Raw genomic sequence first — 23,048 nt, 5'->3', positions numbered from 1 at the left:
TAAGACATGACGGAGGGTGGCGGTCCGCACGGACCGCCACCCTCCGATGAGTACGCCTACCGTCAGTCCTCGTCGGACTTCGTACCGCTCATCCCCGAGGAGATCAGGTCCATCACCGAGGAGTCCTGCAACGTGGTCACGTCGCCCAGCGACCGGTTCTCCGCCACGTCCCGCAGCAACCGGCGCATGATCTTGCCGGAGCGGGTCTTCGGCAGCTCCGGCACCAGCATGATCTGCCGCGGCTTGGCGATCGGGCCGAGCGTCTTCGACACGTGGTTGCGCAGGTCGGCGATGAGCTGCTCGCCCGCGTCACCGGCGATGTCCGTGCTGCCCCGCGGAATGGCGAACGCGACGATCGCCTGACCGGTGGTCGGGTCGGTCGCGCCGACGACCGCCGCCTCGGCCACCGACGGGTGCGACACCAACGCCGACTCCACCTCGGTCGTCGAGATGTTGTGCCCGGACACCAGCATCACGTCGTCCACCCGGCCGAGCAGCCAGATGTGCCCGTCGTCGTCCTTCTTCGCACCGTCGCCGGCGAAGTACATGCCCTGGAAACGCGACCAGTACGTGTCGATGAACCGGTCGTCGTCACCCCAGATGGTGCGCAGCATCGACGGCCACGGCTCGCGCAGCACCAGGTAGCCGCCGCCACCGTTCGGAACCGACTGGCCCTGGTCGTCAACCACGTCTGCCACGATGCCCGGCAGCGGCGTCATCGCCGAACCCGGCTTGGCCGCCGTCACCCCCGGCAACGGCGAGATCATGATGGCGCCCGTCTCGGTCTGCCACCAGGTGTCCACCACCGGCAGCTCGCCCCGGCCGATGTGCTGCCGGTACCACATCCAGGCCTCCGGGTTGATCGGCTCGCCGACGCTGCCCAACAGGCGCAGCGAGGACAGGTCGAAGCCCGCCGGGATGTCGTCGCCCCACTTCATCATCGTCCGGATCAGGGTGGGAGCGGTGTACAGGATGCTCACCCCGTACCTGTCGACGATCTCCCAGAACCGGCCCTTGTGCGGCGTGTCCGGCGTGCCCTCGTACATCACCTGGGTGGCGCCGTTGGAGAGCGGGCCGTACACGATGTAGGAGTGCCCGGTGACCCAGCCGATGTCGGCAGTGCACCAGTAGACGTCCGTCTCCGGCTTCAGGTCGAACACCGCGTGCGTCGTGTACGACGCCTGGGTGAGGTAGCCGCCGGTGGTGTGCAGGATGCCCTTCGGGCGGGCCGTGGTGCCGCTGGTGTAGAGGATGAACAGCGGGTGCTCGGCGTCGAACGGCTGCGCGGTGTGCTCGGCGGACGCGGTCTCCACCGTCTCGTGCCACCAGTGGTCCTTCTCCGACCACGCCACGTCCTCGCCGGTGCGGCGGACCACGAGCACGTGCTCCACCGACGGGGAGTTCGCCACCGCCTCGTCCACAGTGGGCTTCAACGCCGACGGCTTGCCCCGCCGGTAACCACCATCCGCGGTGATCACCACCTTGGCGCTGGCGTCCTGGATCCGGTTGCTCAACGAGTCGGCGGAGAAGCCACCGAAGACCACACTGTGCGCGGCGCCGATCCGGGCGCACGCCAAAATGGCCACCGCCGCCTCCGGGATCATCGGCAGGTAGATCGCCACCCGGTCGCCGGCGGTCACCCCCAGGTCGGTGAGCGCGTTCGCCGCCCGGCAGGTCAGCTCGTGCAGGTCCGCGTACGTGATGGTGCGGGTGTCGCCCGGCTCGCCCTCCCAGTGGATCGCCACCTTGTCGCCCCGGCCCGCCTCGACGTGCCGGTCCAGGCAGTTGTACGCGACGTTGAGCTGCCCACCCACGAACCACTTAGCGAACGGCGGGTTCGACCAGTCGAGCACCTCATCCCACTTCTTCGACCAGGCCAGCCGATCGGCCTGCTTCGCCCAGAAGGCCAGCCGGTCGGCCTCCGCCTCGGCGTACGCGTCGATGGTGACGTTGGCGTGCGCGGCGAGTTCGGCCGGCGGGGGGAACTGGCGCGTCTCGTTCAGCAGATTGGCCAATGCCTCGCTCATGCCGTGACTCCTCATCCTCGGGGTGACCTGGGTCTCGATGGCACGAGGGTAGTCGCGGGGCCTGCGACCGGCCACGGCTGCCCGCTGCGTCGCGCCGAGTGGCCCCCGCCGCGCGCCCGGCGGCCCAACACCGCCCGGCCCCGCCAGTCTCCGCCGGGGTCGACGCGCGGGGGTGCCTTGATCGGCGCCCGGCCCCGCCAGTCTCCGCCCGGGGTCGCCGCGCGGGGGCGCCTTGATCGACACGGGTTTCATGAAGTCGCGGGGTCCAGGTCAGGCGGACACCCCGACTTCCAGAAACCCGTGTTGACCTTGCCGGTGCCGGTGCCGGTGCCGGTGCCGGTGCCGGTGCCGGTGCCCGTGCCGGGTCGGGTCGGGTGGTCCGGGTCGCGTTGCGGGCGGGTGCGGCCCGCCGCGCCGGGCCGGGTCGTTAGCGTGGCGGGGTGACCACCGACCCGCTCGCCCCGTTGCTTGCGCTCGCCGACATCGCCGCCGCCGTCGAGCAGGCCCGCGCGCGGTTCGACCAGGCGCTCGGGCACCGGGCGCTGCGCCGGCACGGCGGACAGGTCGCCGCCGAGGTCAGCCTCCGCTCCGCGGTGGCCAGTGCGGCCCTTGAGGGGGCCGGGCACGAGCGTGAGGCGGTCCGGGCCGGCACCGTCACCGACCCGGTGCTCCAGGGGGCGCTGCGGGTCGCCGGAGCGCTGCCGGGCCTGAGCGAACTGTGGCCGAAGGCGCCCCGCCAGGCGCTCGCGAAACTGCACGTGCTCGCCGCCCGTGACCTGGTGTCGGAGGCCGAACTGGGCCGCCCGGTCGGCGACCCGGTGGTCGCCACCCGGCTGGACGGGCTGGCCGGCCTCGTCGCCGGTGGCACGAAGGTCTCCCCGCTGGTGCTCGCCGCTGTCGTACACGGGGAGTTGCTGAACCTGCGCCCGTTCGCCGGGCCGTCCGGCGTGGTGGCCCGTGGGGCCGCCCGGCTGGTGCTGCTCGCCAGTGGCCTCGACCCACGTGGCCTGCTCCCCGTCGACGTGGGGCACCGCGAGCGGGAGCCCGAGTACGTCGGCGCGGCCGGTGCCTTCGCCACCGGCACCCCGGACGGTTTGCGCTCCTGGCTACGCCACTACATGGCCGCCGTCGAGGTCGGCGCCGACCAACTCACCGCCATCGGAGACGAGATCCTCGCCGCCGCCTGAGCGGTTGGACGGGGGTTCAGGCGGTGGTGGCGGCGCGGGTGCGACGGTGCCGGCCGTACCAGGCGATGCCGATGGCCACACCCACCCCGACCCCCAGGGCCGCCGCGGCCACCGGGACCGCAGGCCGTTCCCGCAGACGCCGGCCCAGCGGGATCGGGTGCCGGAACTCCAGCACCGGCCAGGCGTTCTCCGAAGCCAGCTTGCGTAGCTGCCGGTCCGGGTTGACCACGCTCGGGTGGCCCACGCACTCCAGCAGCGGGCGATCGCTGTACGAGTCGGAGTAGGCGTACGAATCAGCCAGGTCGTAGTCCCGGGCGGCGGCCAACTCGCTGACCGCCTCGACCTTGCTCGGGCCAGCCGCGTAGAACTCGACCTCGCCGCTGTACCGGCCGTCCTGCACCGTCATCCGGGTGGCGATCACGTCCGTCACCCCGAGCAGCTCACCGATCGGCCGGACCATCTCCTCACCCGACGCCGACACCAGCACCACGTCCCGCCCGGCCGCCTGGTGCTCCACGATCAGTGCGGCGGCCTCGGCGTACACGTAGGGGTTGATCAGCTCGTGCAGCGTCTCCGCGACGATCTGGCGGACCTGCTCCACCTGCCAGCCCTTGCAGAGCGCAGCCAGGTAGTCCCGTGTTCGGGCCATGGTCTGCTCGTCGGTGCCGCCCAGCCGGAACATCAGCTGCGCGTACGCCGACTTGACCACGTCACGCCGGGTGATCAGCCCATCCCGGTAGAACGGCCGACCGAACGCCAGGGCGCTCGACTTGGCGATGACGGTCTTGTCCAGATCGAAGAAAGCGGCACTTCGGCCCACGGCGCGAAAGTCTAGCCGGATGGTCTATCGTCGGCGGGTGCCCGGGGTCATGCCACCCCTCAGACCTGCGGGCTCTCCGCTCCGCGTGATCACGCTCACACTCTGCGAGGAGATTTTCGCAGTGAGTGGAGGCAGCACCACTCGACGTGACGGGCCCGCTCAGGCAGACTTGTCCGTACGACGAGCTTTCACATCCTCGAAACAGGCAGACCCTCAGCGGTTGCACCCCCCGTGACCGCTGAGTGGTTCGGCTCGACCCCCCCGGAGCCGAACCTCCGACGACCCCCGTCTCCCCCCGACGGGGGTCGTCCCTTTCTGCTGGAAACGCTCCACCGCAGCTCACAAGTCGTCCTCCGGCCCGTCCAGACCGTCCATGGACGGCGTTTCTGCGGCCAGAGGCAGCAGAGAGGCAGCAGAGCCATCGAACGCCTCCAGGACGCGGGCGGCGTAATCGTCCGGGGTGTGGGTGTACCGGTTGAGCGTCGTCGACGCCTGCTCGTGGCCCATGACCCGCTGCACCAGGTTGATTGGGACGCCGTCGGTGACCAACCAGGTCGCGTAGGCGTGCCGCAGATCGTGAAAACGCATCCCGCCAGCAGCCTTGGCCGCGACGCAGGCGACAGCCTCCCGTTCAGTGGTGAACTCGGCCGACCACTCGATGCCCTCCCGATCGGGCCACGTAGCGCGGAACCGGTGTGGGCCGGTGTTGGCAACCTGGCCGAGCAGCCCGGCGCGGACCAGCGAGGGCAGCCAGATCCGGCGGCGGAAGTTCGACCGGCGTAGCGGGCGCCCTACCCGGTCGCGGAAGACCAGGGTGCGCGGGTCCGGGTCGCCGGCGGCGGCGTGCAGCTCGCGGAGCGCGGCCAGGAGGAAGCCGGGCAGCGGCACGGTTCGGACCCCGGCGCGACTTTTCGGGTACGGACGCAGCACGATCCCGCCGTGCGTTTCCTCGGCCACCTGGACCACGCGTAGCGATGCCCGGCCGAGGTCGACCGACGACCACGTCAGCCCGGCGCACTCACCCCAGCGCAGACCGGCCCCGGCGGCGGTGGAGACGATTGCCCGATGCCGAGGCGGGACGGCGGGCAGCAGCCGGCGTCGGAAGTCCTCCCGGCTGATCGTGACCGGCCTGACATCGCGGGATCGATCGCGCGGCAGCTTCACCTCTTCGGCCGGGTTGGTGGCGATCAGCCGTGCCTGAACCGCCGTCTTGAGGATCATCGACAGCAGTTGGTAGTACTTGGCCACGGTGGCGGGGGCGAGATCCCGACCGAGGCCGGTCACCCACTCCTGTACCGACATGAAGTCGACCTTTCCGAGCGGCCAGTCACCCCACTTCGGCAGAACGTGCGTGCGGAGCATGGAGACGGTTCGCTCGCTGGTACGCGCCTCGACGGCCCGGTTGGCGAGCCACTGCTGGGCGAAGTCACCGAAGCGCGTACGACCGGCGTGTGGGTTGACGTAGGTGCCCCGGTTCAGGCCGCTCTCGACCTCCGTCAGGAAGGCATTGGCCTCCCGCTTCGTGCGGAAGCTCCTGGACTTCTGGTCACCGGCAGGGTCACGCCAGCAGGCGCGGAAGGTGCCAGCCGGGGTCTTGCGGACGAAGCCCATCAGTGCCTCCGCCCGTGCTCGGTACCGGTGGCGGCGGGTTGCTCGGTGACGCCGTCGAGCCATGCGTGGAACCGGGTGCGTGGGATGAGCCAGCGACCACCGAGGCGGGTCGCGGGGATCGTTCCGTCCCGGACGAGGGCGTAGGTGCTCCCGAGCGAGATGCCCAGCAGCTTGGCGACTTCCCGGACGGTGTAGGTGACCGGCTCGACGACGAACGCCCCAGTACGAGGGACGAGCCGAACAACCGGGCTGGGTCGGGCGGTGGTGCTCATGACGGGTGACCTCCTCAGGTCTGTGTGGGTCAGGCAGCGGCCGACACGGTGCCGGCCGGGGTGGTGCCGAGTTCGTGGGCGAGTTCTTCGCGGCCGGTTGTTCGTCGTTCGCGGGCGAGGGCGGCGGCGGTGTTGGCGAGGAGGGCGTCTCCGGTGGTGTGCCAGCCGACGCCGGCGAAGGTGAGGGTGCCGACGATGAGCGTCGTGTCGTCCTCGTCGAGGTGGTCGACGGCGCGGAGGGTGTCGGGCTGCTCGTCGGCCTGGTGCTCGTGCTCGTGGCGTCGGAAGGTGACGCGGGTGTCGCGCAGGAGTTGGAAGGTGACGGAGTAGCGGCGGGCTTTGGTGAGGAAGTGGCCGCCGAAGCCGAGCATGTGCGCCCAGCGCCGCAGCCGGGCGTAGGGGTTGCCGGTCGCTGGTTTCGCCGGTTGGGTGTCAAGGCTGGCTTGACGGTGGGCGATGCAGACGGGGCAGGCGGCGTATCGGGTGTGGGTGCCGCAGTCGGGGCACTCCCAGCGCTTCACGAAGCCGGGCGCAGGCCGGTGGTCCCGGGGCCGCTGAGACAGCGGAACGGGCGTTCCGGTGGGTCGGCCTATATGCCAACAGGCGTCGATGAGGCGGGCGGTGTGGTCGCCGTCGGGGTCGGCATAGTCGCCGATCGAGTCGGCGTCGAGCCTGACGGAGCGGTGCCCGGTTACCTCGGTGCTTTTGGTGGCGTACTTGGCAAGGTAGCCGGCGACCATGCTGTCGGTGACCTCACCGTCTCCGGTGAGGCTGATGGGTCGGATGTCGAGGCCCTTGCCCGGGTCACCCCACGCGATCGGCCAGCCGGCGGGTTGGTCGGGGTGGGTGGGGGTGGTGAAGGCGACTTGCTCGACGGCGGCGCGGATCGCGTCGTCGAGGTCGGCCACGGTGAAGGTGGCCGGTGGTGGGATGACGGCGGTGGGGTCGTCGGGGTGGACGCCGTCGAGGCGCACCAGGGCGTGGAAGTGCACCGCTCCGCGTGCCTGGAACTCGGCCACCTTCCCGTGCGAGAGCCGAACCGGTGGGACTGTGCGGATGTTGCCGGAGGCGGTGACGACCTGGACACGGGGAATACCCCGGCGGCGGGCGAGTTTGGCGAGCCATCGTTCCGCGGCTTGCTTGGTGCGGTGCCACAACTCGCCGGAGAACAGGTTCCACACGACTTGATGGGTGTGGTCGTAGCAGTCCAGGCACAACGGCTGTCCGAGCACTTGGTCCCCGGTTTCGTGGCGCGCCCAGCAGACGGCCGGTCGGCCGTGGGGGCAGAGGCCGGCGGTGGGGTCGGTGGCGCGGCGGGCGTGACACGGCTCAGCCCGGCAGTCGCAACGCTTCCGGTTGCCGCAGGTATGCCGCTTGACCGCCCGGGTGTGCACGGTGCCGAACGACGGCGCGGTGAAGGTGGCGAACACGGCCGGGTGTTGGGCGACGGTGTCGGGGACGCCCTTGCCGCCGATGAGGCCGGCGCGGAGGAGTTGGTAGGCGTCGCGTTGGTAGGTGTGGGCGCAGGCGGGGCAGACGGTGGCGCGGCGGTTGCCGCAGGCGGTGTAGATCGCGGCGTCGGGCATGGCGTCGGTGTGCCGCTGGTCGAGGACGCGGCCGGTGGACTGTTCGACGGTGAGGAGTTGGCCGGCGAGGCGTATGGGTCGGGTGCAGCCGGCGGCGGCGCGGACGTGTTCCAGCCATCCGAAGTAGTCGGGTTGGGTGGCGCGGGTGAAGGCGGAACCAGTGGCGGTGTAGTCGTGCACGGGGATGGTGTCGGCGTTCGAGCCCACACCCCGGGCCGTGGTGGTCCGGGGTGTGAGGTCCAGCGTCGAGGCCATCAGCCGCGAACCTCAGTGGTGAGGTGGCGGGTGGTGATGGTGTGTTCGGTGACGATGACCCGGCAGGCGCCGCACTGGCGCTTGACCGGTTCGTGCCGACGGCACGGGATCAGGGCGGTGGTGTCGCCGCAGCGGATGGTGACCGGTGCCCGGCAGGGACCGCCGGGGATGACGTCGACCAGGGTCCGGCGGATGTCGAACGGGTGCGCGTCGGGGAAGGCGGGGCAGGTGTGGGTGACCTGCTCGATGTCGACCAAAACGATGGTCATCGGACACCACCGCCGATGGTGGTGAGGAGTTGCCCGGCGATGACCGTGCTGACGTCGAGGCGGTCGGCCAGCTCGGCGGGTGTGATGGGTTGACCGGTGGCTTGTTCGTGCTGCACGGCCGCGAAGCGGGCGGTGGGCAGCAGGTGGGCGGGGACGTCGACCGGCTCGGTGGCCGGTGCGGTGACGGGTCCCGGCGCGACGGCCGGGGTTGGCTCGGGTGCCGGGCTGATGGCGGCCGGCGGTGCCGGCTCGGTGGTGACCTGCTCGGCCACCTGAACGCGGATCGGCTCCATCGGCTCAGACGCCGGTGCCATGGGTTGCGTGGTGGGTGCGGGGGCGAGGACGAGTTTTACCAGGGCCATGAACGCCAGCGCGGGAACCGCCGAGAGGAGCCACCCGGACGGGCCGGGCTTGGCAACGGCGAGTTGCGCGGCGAGGGAGAGGCCGGCGGCGGCGATGAGTAGGACCATCGGGTAGCCGATGGGTGCGCCGGTGCGGCGGCGTCGGCGGATGGTGAGTAGGGCTGCGATGGGGGACGAGTTCGGAGATGACGGCGTTGGCCCAGCCGAACCATCCCGGGGTGTTGGTAGGGCTGTTGGCCATGGTCCAGTCGTGGACGTGGGTGAACGAGGCGGCCCCGGCGGAGCCGCCGACGGTAATGAGGATGAGGACCAGGACCAGGCCCTCCAGGCGGGTGCCGGCGCTGGCCGGCGTGGTGGTGGTCATTGGGGGCCTCCGTGGCAGTCGAGGCAGCAGCCGTAGCGGCGGGGGATGTAGTAGGGCTTCACCTGCTCGCAGTGCCGGCAGGTGCGGCGGGCGAGGAGGGCTTTGGCGACGGCTCCCCGTTGGGCGGGGGTGGCGGTGCGCTTGGCTTTGGCGAGGTCAGCGCGGTAGAGGTAGGCGACCCGGCGGTTGCTGCGGTGTCGCCAGAGGATCTGGGCGACGGGGTCGTGTCCTCCGGGACGGAAGCCGGCGGCGCGGAGTTGCCGCAGGGTGGCCAGGCCGGTGGGGGCGCAGTGGTAGGGGAAGGTGGGGAACCCGCAGCGGGTGCCGAGCGGGTCGTAGAACTCGACCCGGATGCCGGTGCGCTCGGCCAGATCATCGAGGTTGACGGCGCGTAGGTCGGTCATGGCTTGTCACCGCCCCAGCGCTGTTGGGCGGCTTGGCGGGTGATGCCGAGGCGGGAGCCGATCTCGGCCCAGGAGTAGCCGAAGGCCCGCAGGCCGATCACGGCTTCGCCGATGGCGTCGTCGAGGTTGGCGGACAGGGCCACGAGGTCGCGGAGGGCTTCGACGTCTCCGGTGGCGACGCGGCGGCCGTGGGCGCGGATGATGCGCTGAGCGAACGAGGCGAAGGCGTCGTTCTCGACGACGTCCCGACGCTTCTGACGGGGAACGGATGTCAAGGTCTTCTTGACGGTGTTCATGCGTCCTCACCTCCGGCGGTGCGCAGGTAGTCCCACTCGGTGGCAGCCGCCTCAAGGGCGGTGATGACCTGCTCGGCGGTGCGGGCCGGGTCGTCGTTCCACGAGTACGGGGAGGTGTGCTCGTCGAGCAGGTAGCCGTCTTCGTCGATGTAGAAGACCGGGGCGGTGGTGTCGAGGTAGTCGACGAACACGCCCAGCGCGGTCAGGTAGTCGGCGAGGGCGTCGGGGTCGAGCTGGGAGAAGTGCTCCACCTTCTGTCCGGCGCAGGCGATGCCGATGGCCCCGGCGGCGCAGGCCGGCGGGGTGAGGGTGTCGGGGTTCTTGGCGTAGTAGGTGCCCTGGTGCCAGCCGTGCCGGCGCAGGTAAAGGGCAGCCATCCGCAGCAGATCAGCCGGTGTGACCTGTACTTCTGCGGGTGGGTTATGGGTAGCCTTCATGGCAACCACGTCCTTTCGAGGTTGTTGGTGGAGGTCGGCAGGACCAGCGGTTGCTGGCAGGCGTTGACTGGTCCTGTCGGCCGGTTATCGGGCGCGTAGCCGCAGGTAGCGGCGGTGCCGGTTGTCGTCACCCGGCATCTGCCTGGGTGCGGACAGGTAGACCAGTCGCCCACTGCGGGCGACGGCCTGGACCAGGGCGGCGATGTCCTCAGGACTGCCGGTGATCCACAGTTCGGTGAACTGGGCGGCCCGCTGGTTGTTCGCGCGGGCGTAGGCGCGTTCCCGGGTGGTCATGCCGGCCGCTCCAGGTTGTAGGGCGGTGGGGGCGGCAGGGGATCGCTGTCGGGCCACACGACGTGGCCCCGGCTTCCGCAGTCGAAGCAGAGCAGGTAGTAACGGTCACCGATGTCGGGCAGGTACGCCTGCCACTCGATCATCAGGTGATCCCGGCAGATGTGGGCGTCGTCCAGGGAGTTTCTGGCCTTCATCACGTCAGCGAAGATGTCGAGGACGTTCAGTGCCGGCCATTCACGCGGATAGTGGTTGTCGTAGATGATGCTGTCGGCGAGTGCGTCGAAGCCGGAGCAATAAATCTGCTTCCAGTGGCCTCCGCAGAAGGTGCACCGCCACCACTGAATCTCTTCCAGCCGGTCGGTGCGGTCGCCGTACTCGGCGTCTTCCAACTCGGCGTACCGGTAGCACTCGTGAGTCGGTGCCGGCGCGGGGCCGCTCATGCTGCCATCTCCCATTCGGTGGGGTTGACCGCCGGGGTGCTGGTGCCGTTGGGGCGGCGGGTCCAGGCGGCGTAGTCGGCGATGTTGTAGATGTCGGTGTCGGTGAGGTAGGCCGCCTTGATGCGGCGGGGTACGCCGCCTTCGGCCAGGAGGTAGGCCGCGCCCTGGTTGGTGGGGGCAATGTCGGAGGCGGTGTAGCCCTGCTCGGCCCAGCCCTGCCCCAGGATGATGTTCGAGCTGTTCAGCGAGGTGCACCGGAACGCGGCCCGGTAGCCGAACAGGTCCCGCAACGAGGCGGGGATGATGTCCCACGACGGGCGCTGAGTAGCGGCGACGACGGGCATACCGCAGGCCCGGCCGAGGGAGACGAGCCCTCGCAGCAGGGTGGAGAACTCCTCCTGTTGCTGCTTGGTGCCGAGGACGGTGGAGAACATGGCGAGTTCGTCGATGATGGTGACGATGACGGACATGCCGTCGCCGTCGGCGAGCTTGCGGCGCCGGTTCGCGAGGAGCCAGGCGTAGCGGTTGGTGGCGACGACCAGGAGGCGACGCAGGACGTCGATGCCCTGGTCGATGTCGGGGCCGATGAACGCGTCGGCGAGGTCGCGCCAGGGCCCGAGTTCGACGAGTTTCGCGTCGAAGAGCACGAGGCGGGTGTTGTCGCACAGGGCGGCGTGGCCGCAGATATTGTTAATGAGCCCGGACTTGCCGCCGCCGGGTTCGCCTGCGGTGAGCAGGTTGCGGTAGATGACGTCCAGGTAGACGGGTTGGCCGAACTCGTCGATCCCGATGAAGATCGGGTCGAACATCGACAGGCCAGGACCCACCGGCACCGCATCGGCGGTGGTGGGAATCGTGGTGGTCATGGTGCCCTCCTGGGCGTTGTGGGCGCGAGGAGCCACACGAACGAGCCGCCATGGCTCCTCGCATCCGGGGTTGGGTTGGGGTCAGATCCAGTCGGAGACGTCGTCTGCTTCGGGCGACGCGGAGGAAGCCGGGGGCTTGCTGCCGTTGGCCGTAGACGCGGCCGGCTGCTTCGTGGCCGGCTTGCCCTGGGCGGGGATCCTGATCGTCGGAGCCTCGACGTCCGGCAGGTCCAAGGCAGTGGGGACCGTCAGCGGCGATGCCGAGACGGGCGCGGCCGGATCGATCACGTCGACCAGCGGGGAACCGACATGGGCGGTCAGCACCTCACGGCGTTTGATGTCGAACCGCAGGTAGGCGGCGTTGTTCTCCGAAGCGCGCTCGATGAGCGCGGTGGAGGCGTGGCAGGTGACCGCGATCTTGTCGAGGCGGCCTTCCAGATCCTTGGCCGACAGGCCGGGGCGCAGGTAGACCCAGACCCGTTCGCCGACCGGGGTCGGGCGTGCCCAGAGAATCAGCGGGAGGCTGCCGGACTGGTTGGCGATGATGAACTGCGCGAAGCACACGCGCAGCCGGTGGCGCACCACGAGGCACCATCCCCAGGCGATGATCTGGCGGCGAATCGGGCGGATGGCGGCGGGGACGCCGACGATCAGGGCGACCACGAGCAGGGTCACCAGGGTTGGGGTGTGGTTGGCGAGCTGCACCCACGCGGTGAGCAGCAGGACCGCCATGGCAGTTTCGAGGCTCCACCACCACAGCAGCCGGATTACCGGCCAGATCCGGACGAGCACCCAGACGAGGCCGCCGGTCGGAACGCCGATCAGGACGCCGACGAACAGGGACACGATGGGGTGCCAGTAGGAAGCGGCCACCACGGCCGACAGGAGGCCGACGATGACCGCCGTGAGGATGAACGCCATCTTGGCGTTGCGTGCGGAGGAGCGGTGAACTTTGGCCTCGATGACCGTCACCGTTCCGGTTGACCTGCCGGCGAACCGGCGGGGGCTAGACTTGGACATGACGAGTCCTCCCAAGCACTTTGGGTTGGATGAGTTGGAGGGCACGGGGTCGGCAGATGTAGGAGTCGGACCGACCCCGCGCCAGCTCTTGCGGGAGTTGCCACCACCACTGGTGGTGACGGGCCGGGAATGTAGGAGTCGGAACCACTCCCGGACCATGAATCTCAGCGGACCACCGGCCGCTTTCCTGCGTCAGACACCAGGGCTCACACAGTGCGGTGAGCAAGGGACCTACTTAGCCGCCGAGTTACCAGCCTTCGGCTTCAGCGAGATCGCACGGAACGCGACGCCGTTACGCCCGTTGGTCGCCCACGGAATAGCCTCCAACTGCTCGACAGCGACGAGCTGTCCCACCGTCACGCCCGGCTTCTCACCCGCCGTGGTGATGGTGATGATCTCGCCGCCAGTCTCGTCGAGCACGAAGACCTGGGTCGACCACATGAGCCGGCCAGTGTTCTTCTCCGACCGCTGATTGCCGTTCTGGTCGTTCTTCGGCTCCGGGTCCTTCGTCACCTGGACCTGCTTGCTTTGGGTGTCCACGTACAGCTTCACAACAAACCTCCTGGGTCTCGGGCCAGGTAATGAGCTAGTCCCCGGTGGACTGTTGCTCGTGGCCTCTGCGGATAAGGCTCCCGAAAAGCCAGGGACAACCCATCCGATGAGCTGGACGACTATGGGACGTCTTGGTTACGATGAATGCGTCCCTAGTCGTCCCTTGAGGAGGAATGATGCCAAACGACCGGCTCCGCGATGCCATCCTGCGCAACGGCCTGACGCCGGTCGCTGTGGCCGAGAAAATCGGGGTTGACGCGAAGACCGTAGAACGGTGGATCACCCAGGACCGGACGCCGTACCCGCGTCACCGACACGCAATCGCGGCAATGGTGCGGGAAGACGTGCCGTACCTGTGGCCAGACGCGGTGACCCCCGAGAAGGCGTCGAGGATTGGGCAGAGCGAGTTGGTGCAGCTCTACACCCGGCGGTCTGCCGTGCCGTACGACCTATGGCGTCGACTGATCGAGCGCGCGGAGAAGCGGATAGACGTGCTGGCCTACGCCGGCCTGTTCCTCGTAGAGCAGGACCGCAGGCTGATCGACACCCTGCGTCAAAAGGCTGTTGACGGCGTGACGGTGACAATCCTGCTCGGGGACCCGAATAGCGAGGCGATCGAGCGCAAGAGCATCGAGGAAGGTTCGCCGGGTGTGATGGCGGCGAAGATCCGCCAAGTTCAGCAGTACTACAACCGGCTTGACGATTCGCCCGGGGTGAAGATCCGTTACCACGACACGACGTTGTACAACTCGATCTATCGCTTCGATGACGAGATGTTGGTGAACATGCACGTGCTCGGTTTTCCGGCGCCACATGCGCCCGTGATGCATCTGCGCAGGCTCAACGGCGGCGATCTGTTCGGCACGTACGCCGACAGCTTCGACCGGGTCCTAGCTGCCTCGACGACTCAGCCACGCGGCGAGATGGCAGCCTAAGAGCGTGGCAAGAACCGAGCACTACCACGACCCGAGCGCGCCGAAGGCCAACAGCATCGTCGTCGCCGTCTCCGTCTTCGCACGAGACGATCGCGGACGGGTGCTGCTCATCCAGCGGACCGACAACGGCCTGTGGTCCCTGCCCGGGGGCGGACAAGAAGTTGGCGAGTCGGTCGCAGAGACGGCAGTCCGGGAAACCCACGAGGAAACCGGCATCCGCGTCGAAGTGTTCGGGATGGTCGGCGTCTACTCCGACCCCGGTCACGTCATCGAGTATTCAGACGGCGAGGTGCGACAGCAGTTCTCGCTCTGCTTCCGCGCCGTGCCAGTCAGCGGCACACCGACGCCGAGCGAAGAGTCACATGACGTCCGGTGGGTGGCCCGCGACGAGCTGGCCGCCCTCGACATCCACCCGTCGACCCTGCTCCGCATCACCCACGGCTACGAGGAACGTCCCGAGCCCTACATCGGCTGATGGACGCCGGCGAGTCGGCGCTGAGTCCGCCGCACGGCAGCGACCATTTCCGGTTCCGCCCGACCGATGAACCGGGTAACGAGGTGCTCCGGCCCGTACCGCGACCGAATCTCCGCCAGCCGATCCAACACCTCGAAATCCTGCCCGTCGGGTCCGGTCGTCATATCCGAGCAGCACAGAGCGTCGGTCACCGCGGTTTCCTCCCGAGGGAACTCGGCGGCCAGGGCCTCACCGAGCCCACGTTCGTCGGCTTCCAGCCAGGCGCAGGAGTGATGAGCGACCAAGGCGGCAATCCGCTCGTTGAAGTGCTCGCGGCGTAGCCAGCGGCCACCATCGAGCGAGTGGAAGCCGGTGTCGACCAGGTCAGGGCTATAACCGACGTCGTGTAGCCAGGCCGACGCTACGAGCACCTCGCGATCCTCGCTGGGGACTGCTCCGCTGATCCGGTCGGCCTTGGCAGCGACCGCCTGGACGTGACTCCATCGACGGGGCAACGGTGTCTCCAGCAGGCGTCGTGCAACTTCCCGAGCGGTGTCGACGAGGTCGGCCATATCGCCAGGGTACGGAGGCACCAGGTCCGCTCGCCATCCCGTGTTCGGGTGCCGGCCGAGCTGCCGGCGAAGTGGTTCAAAGTTTCTGTACGTCTTCAAGGCGGCCCTAGACGGGCCGCACGCGCCGCCGCCTGGGCGCGCGCCGGCCGCTTAGCTGTCGCACACGGCCGACACGCCTACGCCCGGCGGCTGGCGCGGAAGCGTGAAGCCCAAGGGGCCGCCGCAGAACGACAGGCCGTTGACCAGGGAGGGGTTGGGCCGGCAGCCGGCCGGGCCGCGCGGCCACGAGCCCGCGCGGCGTGAGGGAGCGCACGCTGGCCGCGTCGGCGAGCTGGCGGCGGTCGCGGGGTTGCGGCTACTGCGCCTCCGGCGGGGGCGCTCCGGCTCCAGGATGGCCGGGGACCGTCGGCGGGTCACGGTACGTGGGTGGTGACGGTGGGCCATCCCGCCTGCCCTCGACCCGGGCGAGCCGAGCACACCGCCGCCCGACCCGCCAGCGTCCGAACGTGCGTCAAGGTCCGCTTGACATGGCGGGCCGGGCGGCGGCCCGCTCCCCAGGAGGGCGGGTCGAGGGCAGACGGGATGGTTCCGGCATAGCTGCCGCTACGAATCAAACAACTCAGACTGTTGAGCCTTGTCAGTGAGGCGATAACGAGCGTTCTTGGTCCCTTTTCCCGGTTCAGTGAACTGGATGCTTCCTTCCTTCCTGAGTCTAGCCAGCCAATATTCAGCCGACTTGGTATTGATATTCAGAAGTGTACTGATCTCGGCCTTCGATAGGTCGCCGTGAACCGTAAGTAGATCGAGGATTTGTCGCCGCCGATTAGGTCGAACTCGTCGAGAACCTTCGGTCCCGTCCAACGATTTTGCGTACTCACTCAAGGTATAGCGGGCGCCGCCTCTGGTTCCCGTTTGATCCACAAGCTCGCGAGCGACAAGATCTTGTAGCTCGGTAGTCGCGATTCGGCTATCCGAAATGCCAGTAGCGGCGCGGTACTTGGCGTTATCCAGCACCTCATTGCGTCGCATCAGCGCCAGTGCCGTCCTCTGGGTGTCCTTCAGCCCTTCACGCCCGATGGTGCCGAGCCACCTGACCGTGGCCTCATCGAAAAGCGTGTGGTTGGGCATGATCACTTCGAAGGAGGTAACCTTATCGTGAAATTGTGGTGGGCTCATCCCTGCTCGGGCGAGTTCGTTTCGCATGGTTCTAATTCCGGACCCTCGGTTCTCACAAACGGTCCGATTTTCGCCGGGAATTGTGACATCTTCAAGAACTTTGAGTAATAGGCTATTCCGAGAGGACGATACGCCTTCCTCCCCGAGTCGCGTGATGTCTACCGCTCCGAACAGCCCGCCAGGATTGAGAATGCGTAAGCGGTCGGGGTACATTTCGACCTGCACTTGAGTGCCGCGAGAGCCGGGACTGAGGTCGCGGTGGACCAGGGCGTTAACTACCGCCTCCCGTAGGGCCTCTGGCGGATACTCCCACACATCCTGTCGCCCGCCACCACTCACTAGCGCCCTGCGGCTCATATTGCGCTGAATTACGGCTAGCGCTTCACGTGCTATCTGAGGAATCGGGCCGTCAATGCGAACGTTGTCCAGAAATCTCGTGGAGGTCTCGCCGCTCTCACCCTTGTTGGTTGGATAGTGCACGAAGGTTAGGCACAACTGCGGGAAGAACTGCTGCGGGTAACGGCCAAGAGAAAGAATGCCGGCAAGCGTTGGTCGCATTCCACCATCAGGTGCGCGTTTGATGACTCCCAGCATCTTGAGCACGGCTTCATCGGACTCGTCGACGAATATCCTAGAATTGCTTACGCGGACTCGTGCAAGCAGAGAATTAATGCCGTGCTGATCCAGGTCGCTGATTTCTGCGTCCGAAACGACCTCGTGGTCGAACCGGGGCTGCCCCCGATCGGAGATCAGTTGCTGAACTTCCTCGCTTGTAAGTCTGCGATCGCCGTCACCAATCCGTATATAACTTCCCCTATTGACGCCCTTGGAAGTTATGTAACATGGCTTTTGGTCGCGTGAGAGCTCTGGTACCTCGGCAAAGACAACAGGCTTTCCTTCAACCTCAACCATGCCCACTACTGGCTGGAGGGGAGGGGTCAGGCGGTCGCGGGCTGCAGACGAGAGGTCTGCTTGGATCTTTCCAGGGTCAGCGACGCCGGTAACTGCAAAATTGGTGCTCTCGTCAACACCCAAGAGCAAGATGCCGCCGTCGGGAGTGTTCGAGAAGGCGGAAAGAGTCTCGGCCACTGACTCGGGCAGCTTGGTCTCAGATCTCTTCGCCTCGATGTTGACGTCGTCTGAGCCAAAGGTCCGGAGAAAGAGTAGGAGGTTCTCGACCTGTTCAACGTCCACAAGCTTGCTCCTCAGTTAGGAGCAAGTTAGGAGCAAGGGGGTCAGTGTTAGGAGCAAGGCTCCCAGCCCTCATGGCAGCCATGTTGTGATCGGCGGACTTCATTTCGATCATCCTCGTTGGACGCGACGGGAACTTCCTCGGTGAACCTAGCGAGTCTTTAGGAGCAACGTGACCGAGATTAGGAGGAAGGTAGAGCGATCATCCCACTGCGTTGCCTACATCACAACGGCCAGGGTCCTACGCGCAGGGGCTCAAGCAGGGTCGACGAACGCCGGTAGAGCTGAGGGCACCCGAGCACGACAACGACCGTGAGCTACGCAATCATTGCCGGGTGGCCGTGACTCAAGTAGCCCTCTGGGTACCTCTCGCCTCCGGCGCGCTCGGCATCCTGGGGGCACTGGCCGGCACTTGGATCACCCAACGGGCAACCAGGAAGCGCGAGGATCGCCGCTGGGAACGCGAGCGAGAGTTGGACCAGGTCCGGTACGACCGAGAACGCCTTGCACGGCAGCGCGAACGACGGGATGCCCTGTACGTGGACCTGGCCGAGTACGCCCAGAGTGAGTGGTCAACCCTGGAAGCCGCAACTGACGAGTACAGCGACAGCCCGGTCGCAGTACCCGACCTCCAACATCCGGATCGGCTAACGGCGCGGGTGAGCTTGTACGCCACGCCTCAGGTCGGCGAGAGCTGGGCGGCGCTGGTCCGAGCCTCACGACGTGTTCGGTGGGAGTGGTCGGAAGGGAACTTCAACGAGGGCAACCATCAGAGGTGGATGGATTCGGACAACCCGGCTGTAATTGAGATGGACATCGCCATTAAGGAGATGCAGGCGGTGTTGAGGGCAGCCGTCGACGCCGACATCTGACCTTCGCATGGCTCGGTGCCCAACTGAGTGACGCCGCACGCAAGCAGGGCGGGGACGTCAGTGGACGCCGACCGACCGTTGAGGCAGTTCAAGCCGGCGGGTTCACGCAGCGTACCCGCCGCTGCTGGTTCCTTCGGGACCGAGGTCCAATTCGTCAGCAAGGCAGCGGGCTAGTCCCTAATTTCGTAGTGCGGCATGCCGCTCCAGCCCTGTGGGTGGCTGACGGTGCGATAGATCTGGTTGCCCTTGATCTCGTAGTGCGGCATGCCGCTCCAGCCTTCTGGGTGGCTGACGGTGCGATAGATCTGGTTGCCCTTGATCTCGTAGTGCGGCATGCCGCTCCAGCCTTCTGGGTGGCTGACGGTGCGATAGATCCTTGCCATCAGGGCTCCTGCGCTCATCCGAGGTCGACGACGGCCGTAGCAGGCGCGTCACCATGCCGATCGCAGTCTCACACTCACCTCCGACAGCCACCGGCTCTCCCGCAGCAACGGCGAGAGCAACAAGGTGAACCGATGGCGCGGAGCGATTCGACTGCGGACCGTGGTCTGAGTGGCGGCCCGCAGACGTGCCAGACGAGACGCTTGGAACTTGTCGCTATCACGCAGCGAGGCAGCGATAAGGCAGCGCGAGCGGCGATGCTGGTCGGTCGAGGATGTTCAACAACGAGGATCCCCACCTGCTGGTCGACCCGGTTCGTCACTCGTTGACAGCAGTTGACAGTCTGAGTCCGCATCCCCCCGACGGGGGTCGTCCCTTTTCCGTGGGAGCGCGCCACCGCAGCGGCTACTCCGCAACATGAGGCCCGTTGGCGCGATGAGAGCGATCCGCGATGAGCGGACTGCTCGGATGCTCTCCGCCCACCCTCGTCGCGGACCGTGCGAACGCCGCCTGCCGTGTAATTTCCGGAACGGGACGAGCTGAGGAGGAACAGGTGGCTGCTGGTGGCTTCTCGTCAAAACGGCTGGTTCGGCTGCAAGGGTTGCTTGAGCGCCACGTCGAGTCCGGCTTCGTCCCGGGGATGGTTGCCGTCCTGGCCCGGCACGGCGAGGTGCACGTCGAGGCGACGGGTCATCTCGCGTTCGAGGGCGCAGGGTCGCAGACGCCGATGGCTGCCGACTCGATCTGTCGCCTGGGCTCGATGACGAAGCCGATCGTCGCCGCGTGTGCGATGACCCTCGTCGAGGACTGCACCCTCCGGCTCGACGATCCGATCGACGATCTCCTCCCGGAGTTGGCCGACATGACAGTGCTCGCCGATCCGCACGGACCACTGGACGACACCGTCCCGGCGAAACGCCCGATAACGCTGCGGGACGTACTGGACGGCACCCTTGGCACCGGCATGGTCCCCGCCGAGCCGGGAACGGTGCCGATCGCCGACGCGCTGGACGCGCTCGCATATCAGTCGCCGGACGAGTGGATCCGGCAGCTCGGTGACCTTCCGCTCGTCCACCAGCCAGGCGAGCGCTGGATGTACGACACCGCCGCCAACGTGACAGGTGTGCTCATCGCCCGGGCCACCGGCATGCCCTTCGGGGATGCCGTGCGTGAGCGGGTCTGCAAGCCACTGGGAATGGCCGACACCGCCTTCAGCGTGGGTGGCGAGAGCATCGGCCGGTTCGCGACGGCGTACGAGCAGGACAACGCCGCCACCGGCGAGCCGGTTGTCGAAGACGCTCCCGACGGGCGGTTCAGTCGGCCGCGGATGTTCGAGTCCGGCGGCGGCGGTCTCGTCTCGACCGCCCACGACTACCTGGCCTTCGCCTCGGCGTTGCTCGCCGGCGGCGCCCACGGCGGCGAGCGGGTGCTGTCGCGGCCGGCGGTGACGCTGATGACGAGCGACCACCTGACCCCGACGCAGAAGACCGTCTCCGGCTTCTGGCCCGGATACTTTGCCGCCATCGGTTGGGGTTTCGGAATGTCGGTCCGGACCCGCCGTACGCACCTCGGGCCCTCGGTCGGCAGCTACGGATGGCCCGGCTTCTACGGCACCGCCTGGTACAACGACCCCGCCGAGGACCTGACCACGATCGTCTTCATGCAGCGGGCGCACGCGGGCGACCAGCGGCTGCCGATGTGGCACGACTTCTGGACCACCGTCTACCAGGCGATCGACGACTGACTACTCAGGCCGCCAGGCCGCTGCCTGACGGCCAATTTCGGGGCCGCTCCTTTCGGGAGCGGCCTCGCTGTTTTCCGGCAGCGGCAGTACCTGCGGCGTTGCCCGCGCCGGTAGCAGATCAACTGTCTCGGCGGGGGTTTTCCACAGCCCACCAGGTTGTCCACAGGCGACGACATCGGGACGGGCCGCGGGGCGGATTCCGAGCAGGGTCGACGGCATACCAGAGCCCGACCGCTGGAGGCCGCGATGCCACCCCGTACAACGGTTCCGCCGATCCGCCGGCTCCCGCTGGTCGTCACCGGCGACGACGATCTGCTCGATGATGTGCTCCGGCTCGCCGCCGTCGGCGGGACCGAGGTGGAGCTTGCCCGCGACCCAGCGGCTGCCCGTACCCGGTGGCTGCCCGCGCCCCTGGTGTTACTCGGCGCCGACCAGGCGCAGGCCTGCCTGCGTGCCCGGTTGCCGCAGCGGCCCCGGCTGGTGCTGCTCGGCCGGGCTGGTCAGCTCGACCCCGGCTGGCAGATCGCCGAGCTGATCGGGGCCGAGCACGTCGCCACGCTGCCGGCCGCGGAGCCGTGGTTGGTGGATCGGTTCGCCGAGCATGACCCGGACCGTCCCGCCGGCGTCGGCGCCCGGGTCGTCGCGGTCCTCGGTGGTCGGGGTGGTGCGGGCGCGAGTGTGCTCGCTGGTGGTCTTGCGGTGACCGCCGCCCGGTCCCGGCTGCGCACTCTCCTGGTCGACGCCGACCCGCTCGGTGGTGGCCTCGATCTCGTGCTGGGCTGGGAGCAGTTGGAAGGCCTGCGTTGGCCGTCGCTCACCAGCGCCGACGGGCGAGTGGACGCCCCGGCGCTGGTGCAGGCCCTGCCCAGCCGGGGTGATCTCGTGGTGCTCTCCTGGGACCGCGGCGAGATGCTGCCGTTGCCGGCGACCGCCATGGCGGCGACCGTCGACGCGGCCCGACGTGGGCGGGACTTCGTGGTGATCGACCTGCCCCGACAGTTGGACGACGCGGCCGCGGTGGCGCTGCAAGCCGCCGACCAGGCGTTCGTCGTCGTGCCGGCCGAGTTGCGCGCCACCGCTGCTGCGACTCGGGTGGTGGCCGCGGCCGCCCCGCACTGCGCTGCGCTCTCGGTGGTGGTGCGCGGGCCTGCGCCAGGGCGGTTGCGGGCGTCCGAGGTGGCACGCGCGCTGGGCCTCCCGCTGGCCGGCACGCTGCGCCCCGAGCCGGGGCTCTGCCGTGGGCTGGAACGGGGCGAGGCGCCGGCCGCCGGGGGCAAGGGCCCACTCGCCGCGCTCTGCCAACGGATCGTCACCAACCTCACCGGCGTGCCGGCTACGGGTGCGGCATGACCGCCGGGCCGGAGGACGGCACGCTCGCCGCCCGGGTACGGCAGCGGATCGCCGCCGCCACCACCCCGGTCACCTCGGCGGCCATCGTCTCCGCGGTACGGGCCGAGCCCGCCGCCGCAGTGCTCGGCGATACCGCCATGCTGCGGATCGCCGACCGGGTGCGCGACGACCTCGTCGGCGCCGGGCCGTTGGCGCCGCTGCTCGCCGACCCGGCGGTCACCGACGTCCTCGTCAACGGCGTCCGGGTCTGGGTCGACCGCGGGTCGGGGCTGCACCAGGTCGCCGTTCCGATGGGCTCGGTGGAGGACGTCCGCCGGTTGGCGCAGCGGCTGATCGCCAGCGCGGGGCGACGGCTCGACGACGGCTCCCCGTACGCGGACGCGCGGCTTCCCGACGGCACCCGACTGCACGCCGTGCTGCCGCCGGTGGCGACCGAAGGTCCCTACCTGTCGCTGCGGACCTTCCGGCACCGGCCGTTCACCCTCGACGAGTTGGTGCGCCAGGGGACAGTGCCGCGACCGCTGGCACCACTGCTCGCCGCAGTCGTGGCGGCCCGCCTGGCGTACCTGGTGACCGGGGGCACCGGGTCGGGCAAGACGACCCTGCTCAACACCCTGCTGGGGATGGTGCCGGCCACCGAACGGATCGTGCTGGTGGAGGACGCCGCCGAGCTGCGCCCGGGGCATCCGCACGTGGTGGGGCTCCAGGCGCGTACCGCCAATGTGGAGGGGACGGGTGTGGTCAGCCTGGCGGACCTGGTCCGGCAGGCGTTGCGGATGCGCCCGGACCGGCTGGTGGTCGGGGAGTGCCGGGGCGGTGAGGTGGTCGACCTGCTGGCCGCGCTCAACACCGGCCACGACGGGGGTGCCGGCACGCTGCACGCCAACACACCGTCGGACGTGCCGGCCCGGTTGGAGGCCCTGGGCATGTTGGGTGGGCTGCCTCGCGCCGCGCTGCACGCCCAGGTGACCGCCGCGTTGCAGGTGCTGTTTCAGGTGCGACGCAGCGACCGGGGTCGCGTCCTGGAGTCGGTCTGCCTGCTGCTGCCGGAGGGGCCCGAACGGATGGTGACAGTGGTGCCCGCCTGGGTGCGCGGCAGCGGGCTCGGGCTCGCCGCTCGTGCCCTCGGGGCGCTGCTGCGGGAGCGTGGGGTGGCGGTGCCGCCGATCCTCAGCGAACCCTGGCCCGGATCGGCGGGTCCGGCATGACCGGCGAGCCGATGCTGGTGGCGGCGCTACTCCTGCTCGCCGCTGCTCTGGTGGCGTGGCCCATGCGAAACATTCGGGCCCGTCGACGTCGCGTGCTGGCACC

At 68.6% G+C, this 23,048-nt stretch carries 25 protein-coding genes; 7 read left to right on the top strand and 18 right to left on the bottom strand.

Going from position 1 to position 23,048, the window contains the following annotated elements; genetic code table 11:
• Window positions 1-62: 62 nt before the first annotated feature.
• Window positions 63-2,027 carry an acetate--CoA ligase gene (gene acs / locus ACIA47_RS08530; RefSeq protein ID WP_396706580.1) on the bottom strand — a complete coding sequence of 655 codons (1,965 nt, stop codon included), beginning with the start codon at window positions 2,025-2,027 and terminating at the stop codon, window positions 63-65.
• A 440-nt stretch (window positions 2,028-2,467) separates the two neighbouring features.
• Between acs and ACIA47_RS08525 the strand changes: the two genes are divergently transcribed.
• Window positions 2,468-3,214 carry an oxidoreductase gene (locus ACIA47_RS08525; protein WP_396706578.1) on the top strand — a complete coding sequence of 249 codons (747 nt, stop codon included), beginning with the start codon at window positions 2,468-2,470 and terminating at the stop codon, window positions 3,212-3,214.
• 16 nt (window positions 3,215-3,230) lie between these two features.
• Here the strand turns inward: ACIA47_RS08525 and ACIA47_RS08520 are convergent, their stop codons facing one another.
• From ACIA47_RS08520 to ACIA47_RS08455, 14 genes are all read right to left on the bottom strand, one after another.
• Window positions 3,231-4,034 (bottom strand): HAD family hydrolase, encoded by an 804-nt coding sequence (locus tag ACIA47_RS08520; RefSeq protein ID WP_396706577.1) that lies wholly within the window; start codon window positions 4,032-4,034, stop codon window positions 3,231-3,233.
• A 339-nt stretch (window positions 4,035-4,373) separates the two neighbouring features.
• Window positions 4,374-5,645, bottom strand: a complete 1,272-nt coding sequence (locus tag ACIA47_RS08515) for a tyrosine-type recombinase/integrase (RefSeq protein WP_396706575.1) — start codon at window positions 5,643-5,645, stop codon at window positions 4,374-4,376.
• Window positions 5,645-5,917, bottom strand: coding sequence for a helix-turn-helix domain-containing protein (locus ACIA47_RS08510; protein ID WP_396706573.1), 273 nt, complete (start codon window positions 5,915-5,917; stop codon window positions 5,645-5,647). Before ACIA47_RS08510 ends, ACIA47_RS08515 begins: the two co-directional genes overlap by 1 nt.
• Window positions 5,918-5,946: 29 nt before the next feature.
• The gene (locus tag ACIA47_RS08505) at window positions 5,947-7,758 is read right to left on the bottom strand and encodes a replication initiator (RefSeq protein ID WP_396706571.1); all 1,812 of its coding nucleotides are present in this window, start codon (window positions 7,756-7,758) and stop codon (window positions 5,947-5,949) included.
• Complete coding sequence (locus ACIA47_RS08500; protein WP_396706569.1) at window positions 7,758-8,027, bottom strand: hypothetical protein; 270 nt, start codon at window positions 8,025-8,027, stop codon at window positions 7,758-7,760. Before ACIA47_RS08500 ends, ACIA47_RS08505 begins: the two co-directional genes overlap by 1 nt.
• Window positions 8,024-8,497, bottom strand: coding sequence for a hypothetical protein (locus ACIA47_RS08495; protein ID WP_396706567.1), 474 nt, complete (start codon window positions 8,495-8,497; stop codon window positions 8,024-8,026). The genes ACIA47_RS08500 and ACIA47_RS08495 overlap by 4 nt, the downstream gene beginning before the upstream one ends.
• A 252-nt stretch (window positions 8,498-8,749) precedes the next feature.
• Entirely contained in the window at window positions 8,750-9,157 is a 408-nt protein-coding gene (locus ACIA47_RS08490; RefSeq protein ID WP_396706565.1) for an RRQRL motif-containing zinc-binding protein, read from the bottom strand.
• Entirely contained in the window at window positions 9,154-9,453 is a 300-nt protein-coding gene (locus ACIA47_RS08485) for a hypothetical protein (protein WP_396706563.1), read from the bottom strand. Before ACIA47_RS08485 ends, ACIA47_RS08490 begins: the two co-directional genes overlap by 4 nt.
• On the bottom strand, window positions 9,450-9,890 hold the full coding sequence (locus ACIA47_RS08480) for a hypothetical protein (protein ID WP_396706561.1): 441 nt from the start codon (window positions 9,888-9,890) through the stop codon (window positions 9,450-9,452). The genes ACIA47_RS08485 and ACIA47_RS08480 overlap by 4 nt, the downstream gene beginning before the upstream one ends.
• Window positions 9,891-9,974: 84 nt before the next feature.
• The gene (locus tag ACIA47_RS08475) at window positions 9,975-10,184 is read right to left on the bottom strand and encodes a hypothetical protein (protein WP_396706559.1); all 210 of its coding nucleotides are present in this window, start codon (window positions 10,182-10,184) and stop codon (window positions 9,975-9,977) included.
• Window positions 10,181-10,624: a hypothetical protein gene (locus ACIA47_RS08470; RefSeq protein ID WP_396706557.1), complete on the bottom strand. Its 444-nt coding sequence runs from the start codon at window positions 10,622-10,624 to the stop codon at window positions 10,181-10,183. The genes ACIA47_RS08475 and ACIA47_RS08470 overlap by 4 nt, the downstream gene beginning before the upstream one ends.
• Window positions 10,621-11,490: an FtsK/SpoIIIE domain-containing protein gene (locus tag ACIA47_RS08465; protein ID WP_396706555.1), complete on the bottom strand. Its 870-nt coding sequence runs from the start codon at window positions 11,488-11,490 to the stop codon at window positions 10,621-10,623. Before ACIA47_RS08465 ends, ACIA47_RS08470 begins: the two co-directional genes overlap by 4 nt.
• 81 nt (window positions 11,491-11,571) lie before the next feature.
• On the bottom strand, window positions 11,572-12,510 hold the full coding sequence (locus ACIA47_RS08460; protein ID WP_396707328.1) for a hypothetical protein: 939 nt from the start codon (window positions 12,508-12,510) through the stop codon (window positions 11,572-11,574).
• A gap of 231 nt (window positions 12,511-12,741) precedes the next feature.
• Window positions 12,742-13,062 carry a hypothetical protein gene (locus tag ACIA47_RS08455; protein WP_089021118.1) on the bottom strand — a complete coding sequence of 107 codons (321 nt, stop codon included), beginning with the start codon at window positions 13,060-13,062 and terminating at the stop codon, window positions 12,742-12,744.
• Between the two features lie 176 nt (window positions 13,063-13,238).
• Here ACIA47_RS08455 and ACIA47_RS08450 point away from each other — a divergent pair, with 176 nt between their 5' ends.
• Entirely contained in the window at window positions 13,239-13,997 is a 759-nt protein-coding gene (locus ACIA47_RS08450; protein WP_396706552.1) for an XRE family transcriptional regulator, read from the top strand.
• Window positions 13,998-14,001: 4 nt separating this feature from the next.
• Window positions 14,002-14,472 (top strand): NUDIX domain-containing protein, encoded by a 471-nt coding sequence (locus tag ACIA47_RS08445; protein WP_357996439.1) that lies wholly within the window; start codon window positions 14,002-14,004, stop codon window positions 14,470-14,472.
• On the opposite strand, the gene ACIA47_RS08440 is transcribed toward ACIA47_RS08445, so the two are convergent.
• A complete protein-coding gene (locus ACIA47_RS08440; protein ID WP_396706550.1) occupies window positions 14,460-15,023 on the bottom strand; it encodes an HD domain-containing protein in 564 nt (187 codons plus the stop codon). The two genes, ACIA47_RS08445 and ACIA47_RS08440, sit on opposite strands and share 13 nt — an antisense overlap.
• 603 nt (window positions 15,024-15,626) lie before the next feature.
• Window positions 15,627-17,393 carry an ATP-binding protein gene (locus ACIA47_RS08435; protein WP_396706548.1) on the bottom strand — a complete coding sequence of 589 codons (1,767 nt, stop codon included), beginning with the start codon at window positions 17,391-17,393 and terminating at the stop codon, window positions 15,627-15,629.
• 332 nt (window positions 17,394-17,725) lie between these two features.
• On the opposite strand from ACIA47_RS08435, the gene ACIA47_RS08430 reads away from it, so the two are divergent.
• Window positions 17,726-18,262: a hypothetical protein gene (locus ACIA47_RS08430; protein ID WP_396706546.1), complete on the top strand. Its 537-nt coding sequence runs from the start codon at window positions 17,726-17,728 to the stop codon at window positions 18,260-18,262.
• A gap of 170 nt (window positions 18,263-18,432) precedes the next feature.
• On the opposite strand, the gene ACIA47_RS08425 is transcribed toward ACIA47_RS08430, so the two are convergent.
• Complete coding sequence (locus ACIA47_RS08425; protein ID WP_396706544.1) at window positions 18,433-18,645, bottom strand: hypothetical protein; 213 nt, start codon at window positions 18,643-18,645, stop codon at window positions 18,433-18,435.
• A gap of 551 nt (window positions 18,646-19,196) precedes the next feature.
• On the opposite strand from ACIA47_RS08425, the gene ACIA47_RS08420 reads away from it, so the two are divergent.
• The 3 genes from ACIA47_RS08420 to ACIA47_RS08410 all read left to right on the top strand — a co-directional run bounded on the left by ACIA47_RS08420 (window position 19,197) and on the right by ACIA47_RS08410 (window position 22,945).
• On the top strand, window positions 19,197-20,387 hold the full coding sequence (locus tag ACIA47_RS08420) for a serine hydrolase domain-containing protein (protein WP_396706542.1): 1,191 nt from the start codon (window positions 19,197-19,199) through the stop codon (window positions 20,385-20,387).
• Between the two features lie 246 nt (window positions 20,388-20,633).
• Window positions 20,634-21,737, top strand: coding sequence for a septum site-determining protein Ssd (gene ssd, locus ACIA47_RS08415; RefSeq protein WP_396706540.1), 1,104 nt, complete (start codon window positions 20,634-20,636; stop codon window positions 21,735-21,737).
• Window positions 21,734-22,945: a TadA family conjugal transfer-associated ATPase gene (locus ACIA47_RS08410; RefSeq protein WP_396706538.1), complete on the top strand. Its 1,212-nt coding sequence runs from the start codon at window positions 21,734-21,736 to the stop codon at window positions 22,943-22,945. The genes ssd and ACIA47_RS08410 overlap by 4 nt, the downstream gene beginning before the upstream one ends.
• The last annotated feature ends 103 nt before the right edge of the window (window positions 22,946-23,048 follow it).

The organism is Micromonospora sp. NPDC051227, assembly GCF_044455385.1.
Lineage (GTDB): Bacteria > Actinomycetota > Actinomycetes > Mycobacteriales > Micromonosporaceae > Micromonospora.
This window is presented reverse-complemented; position numbering and strand designations above follow the sequence as displayed.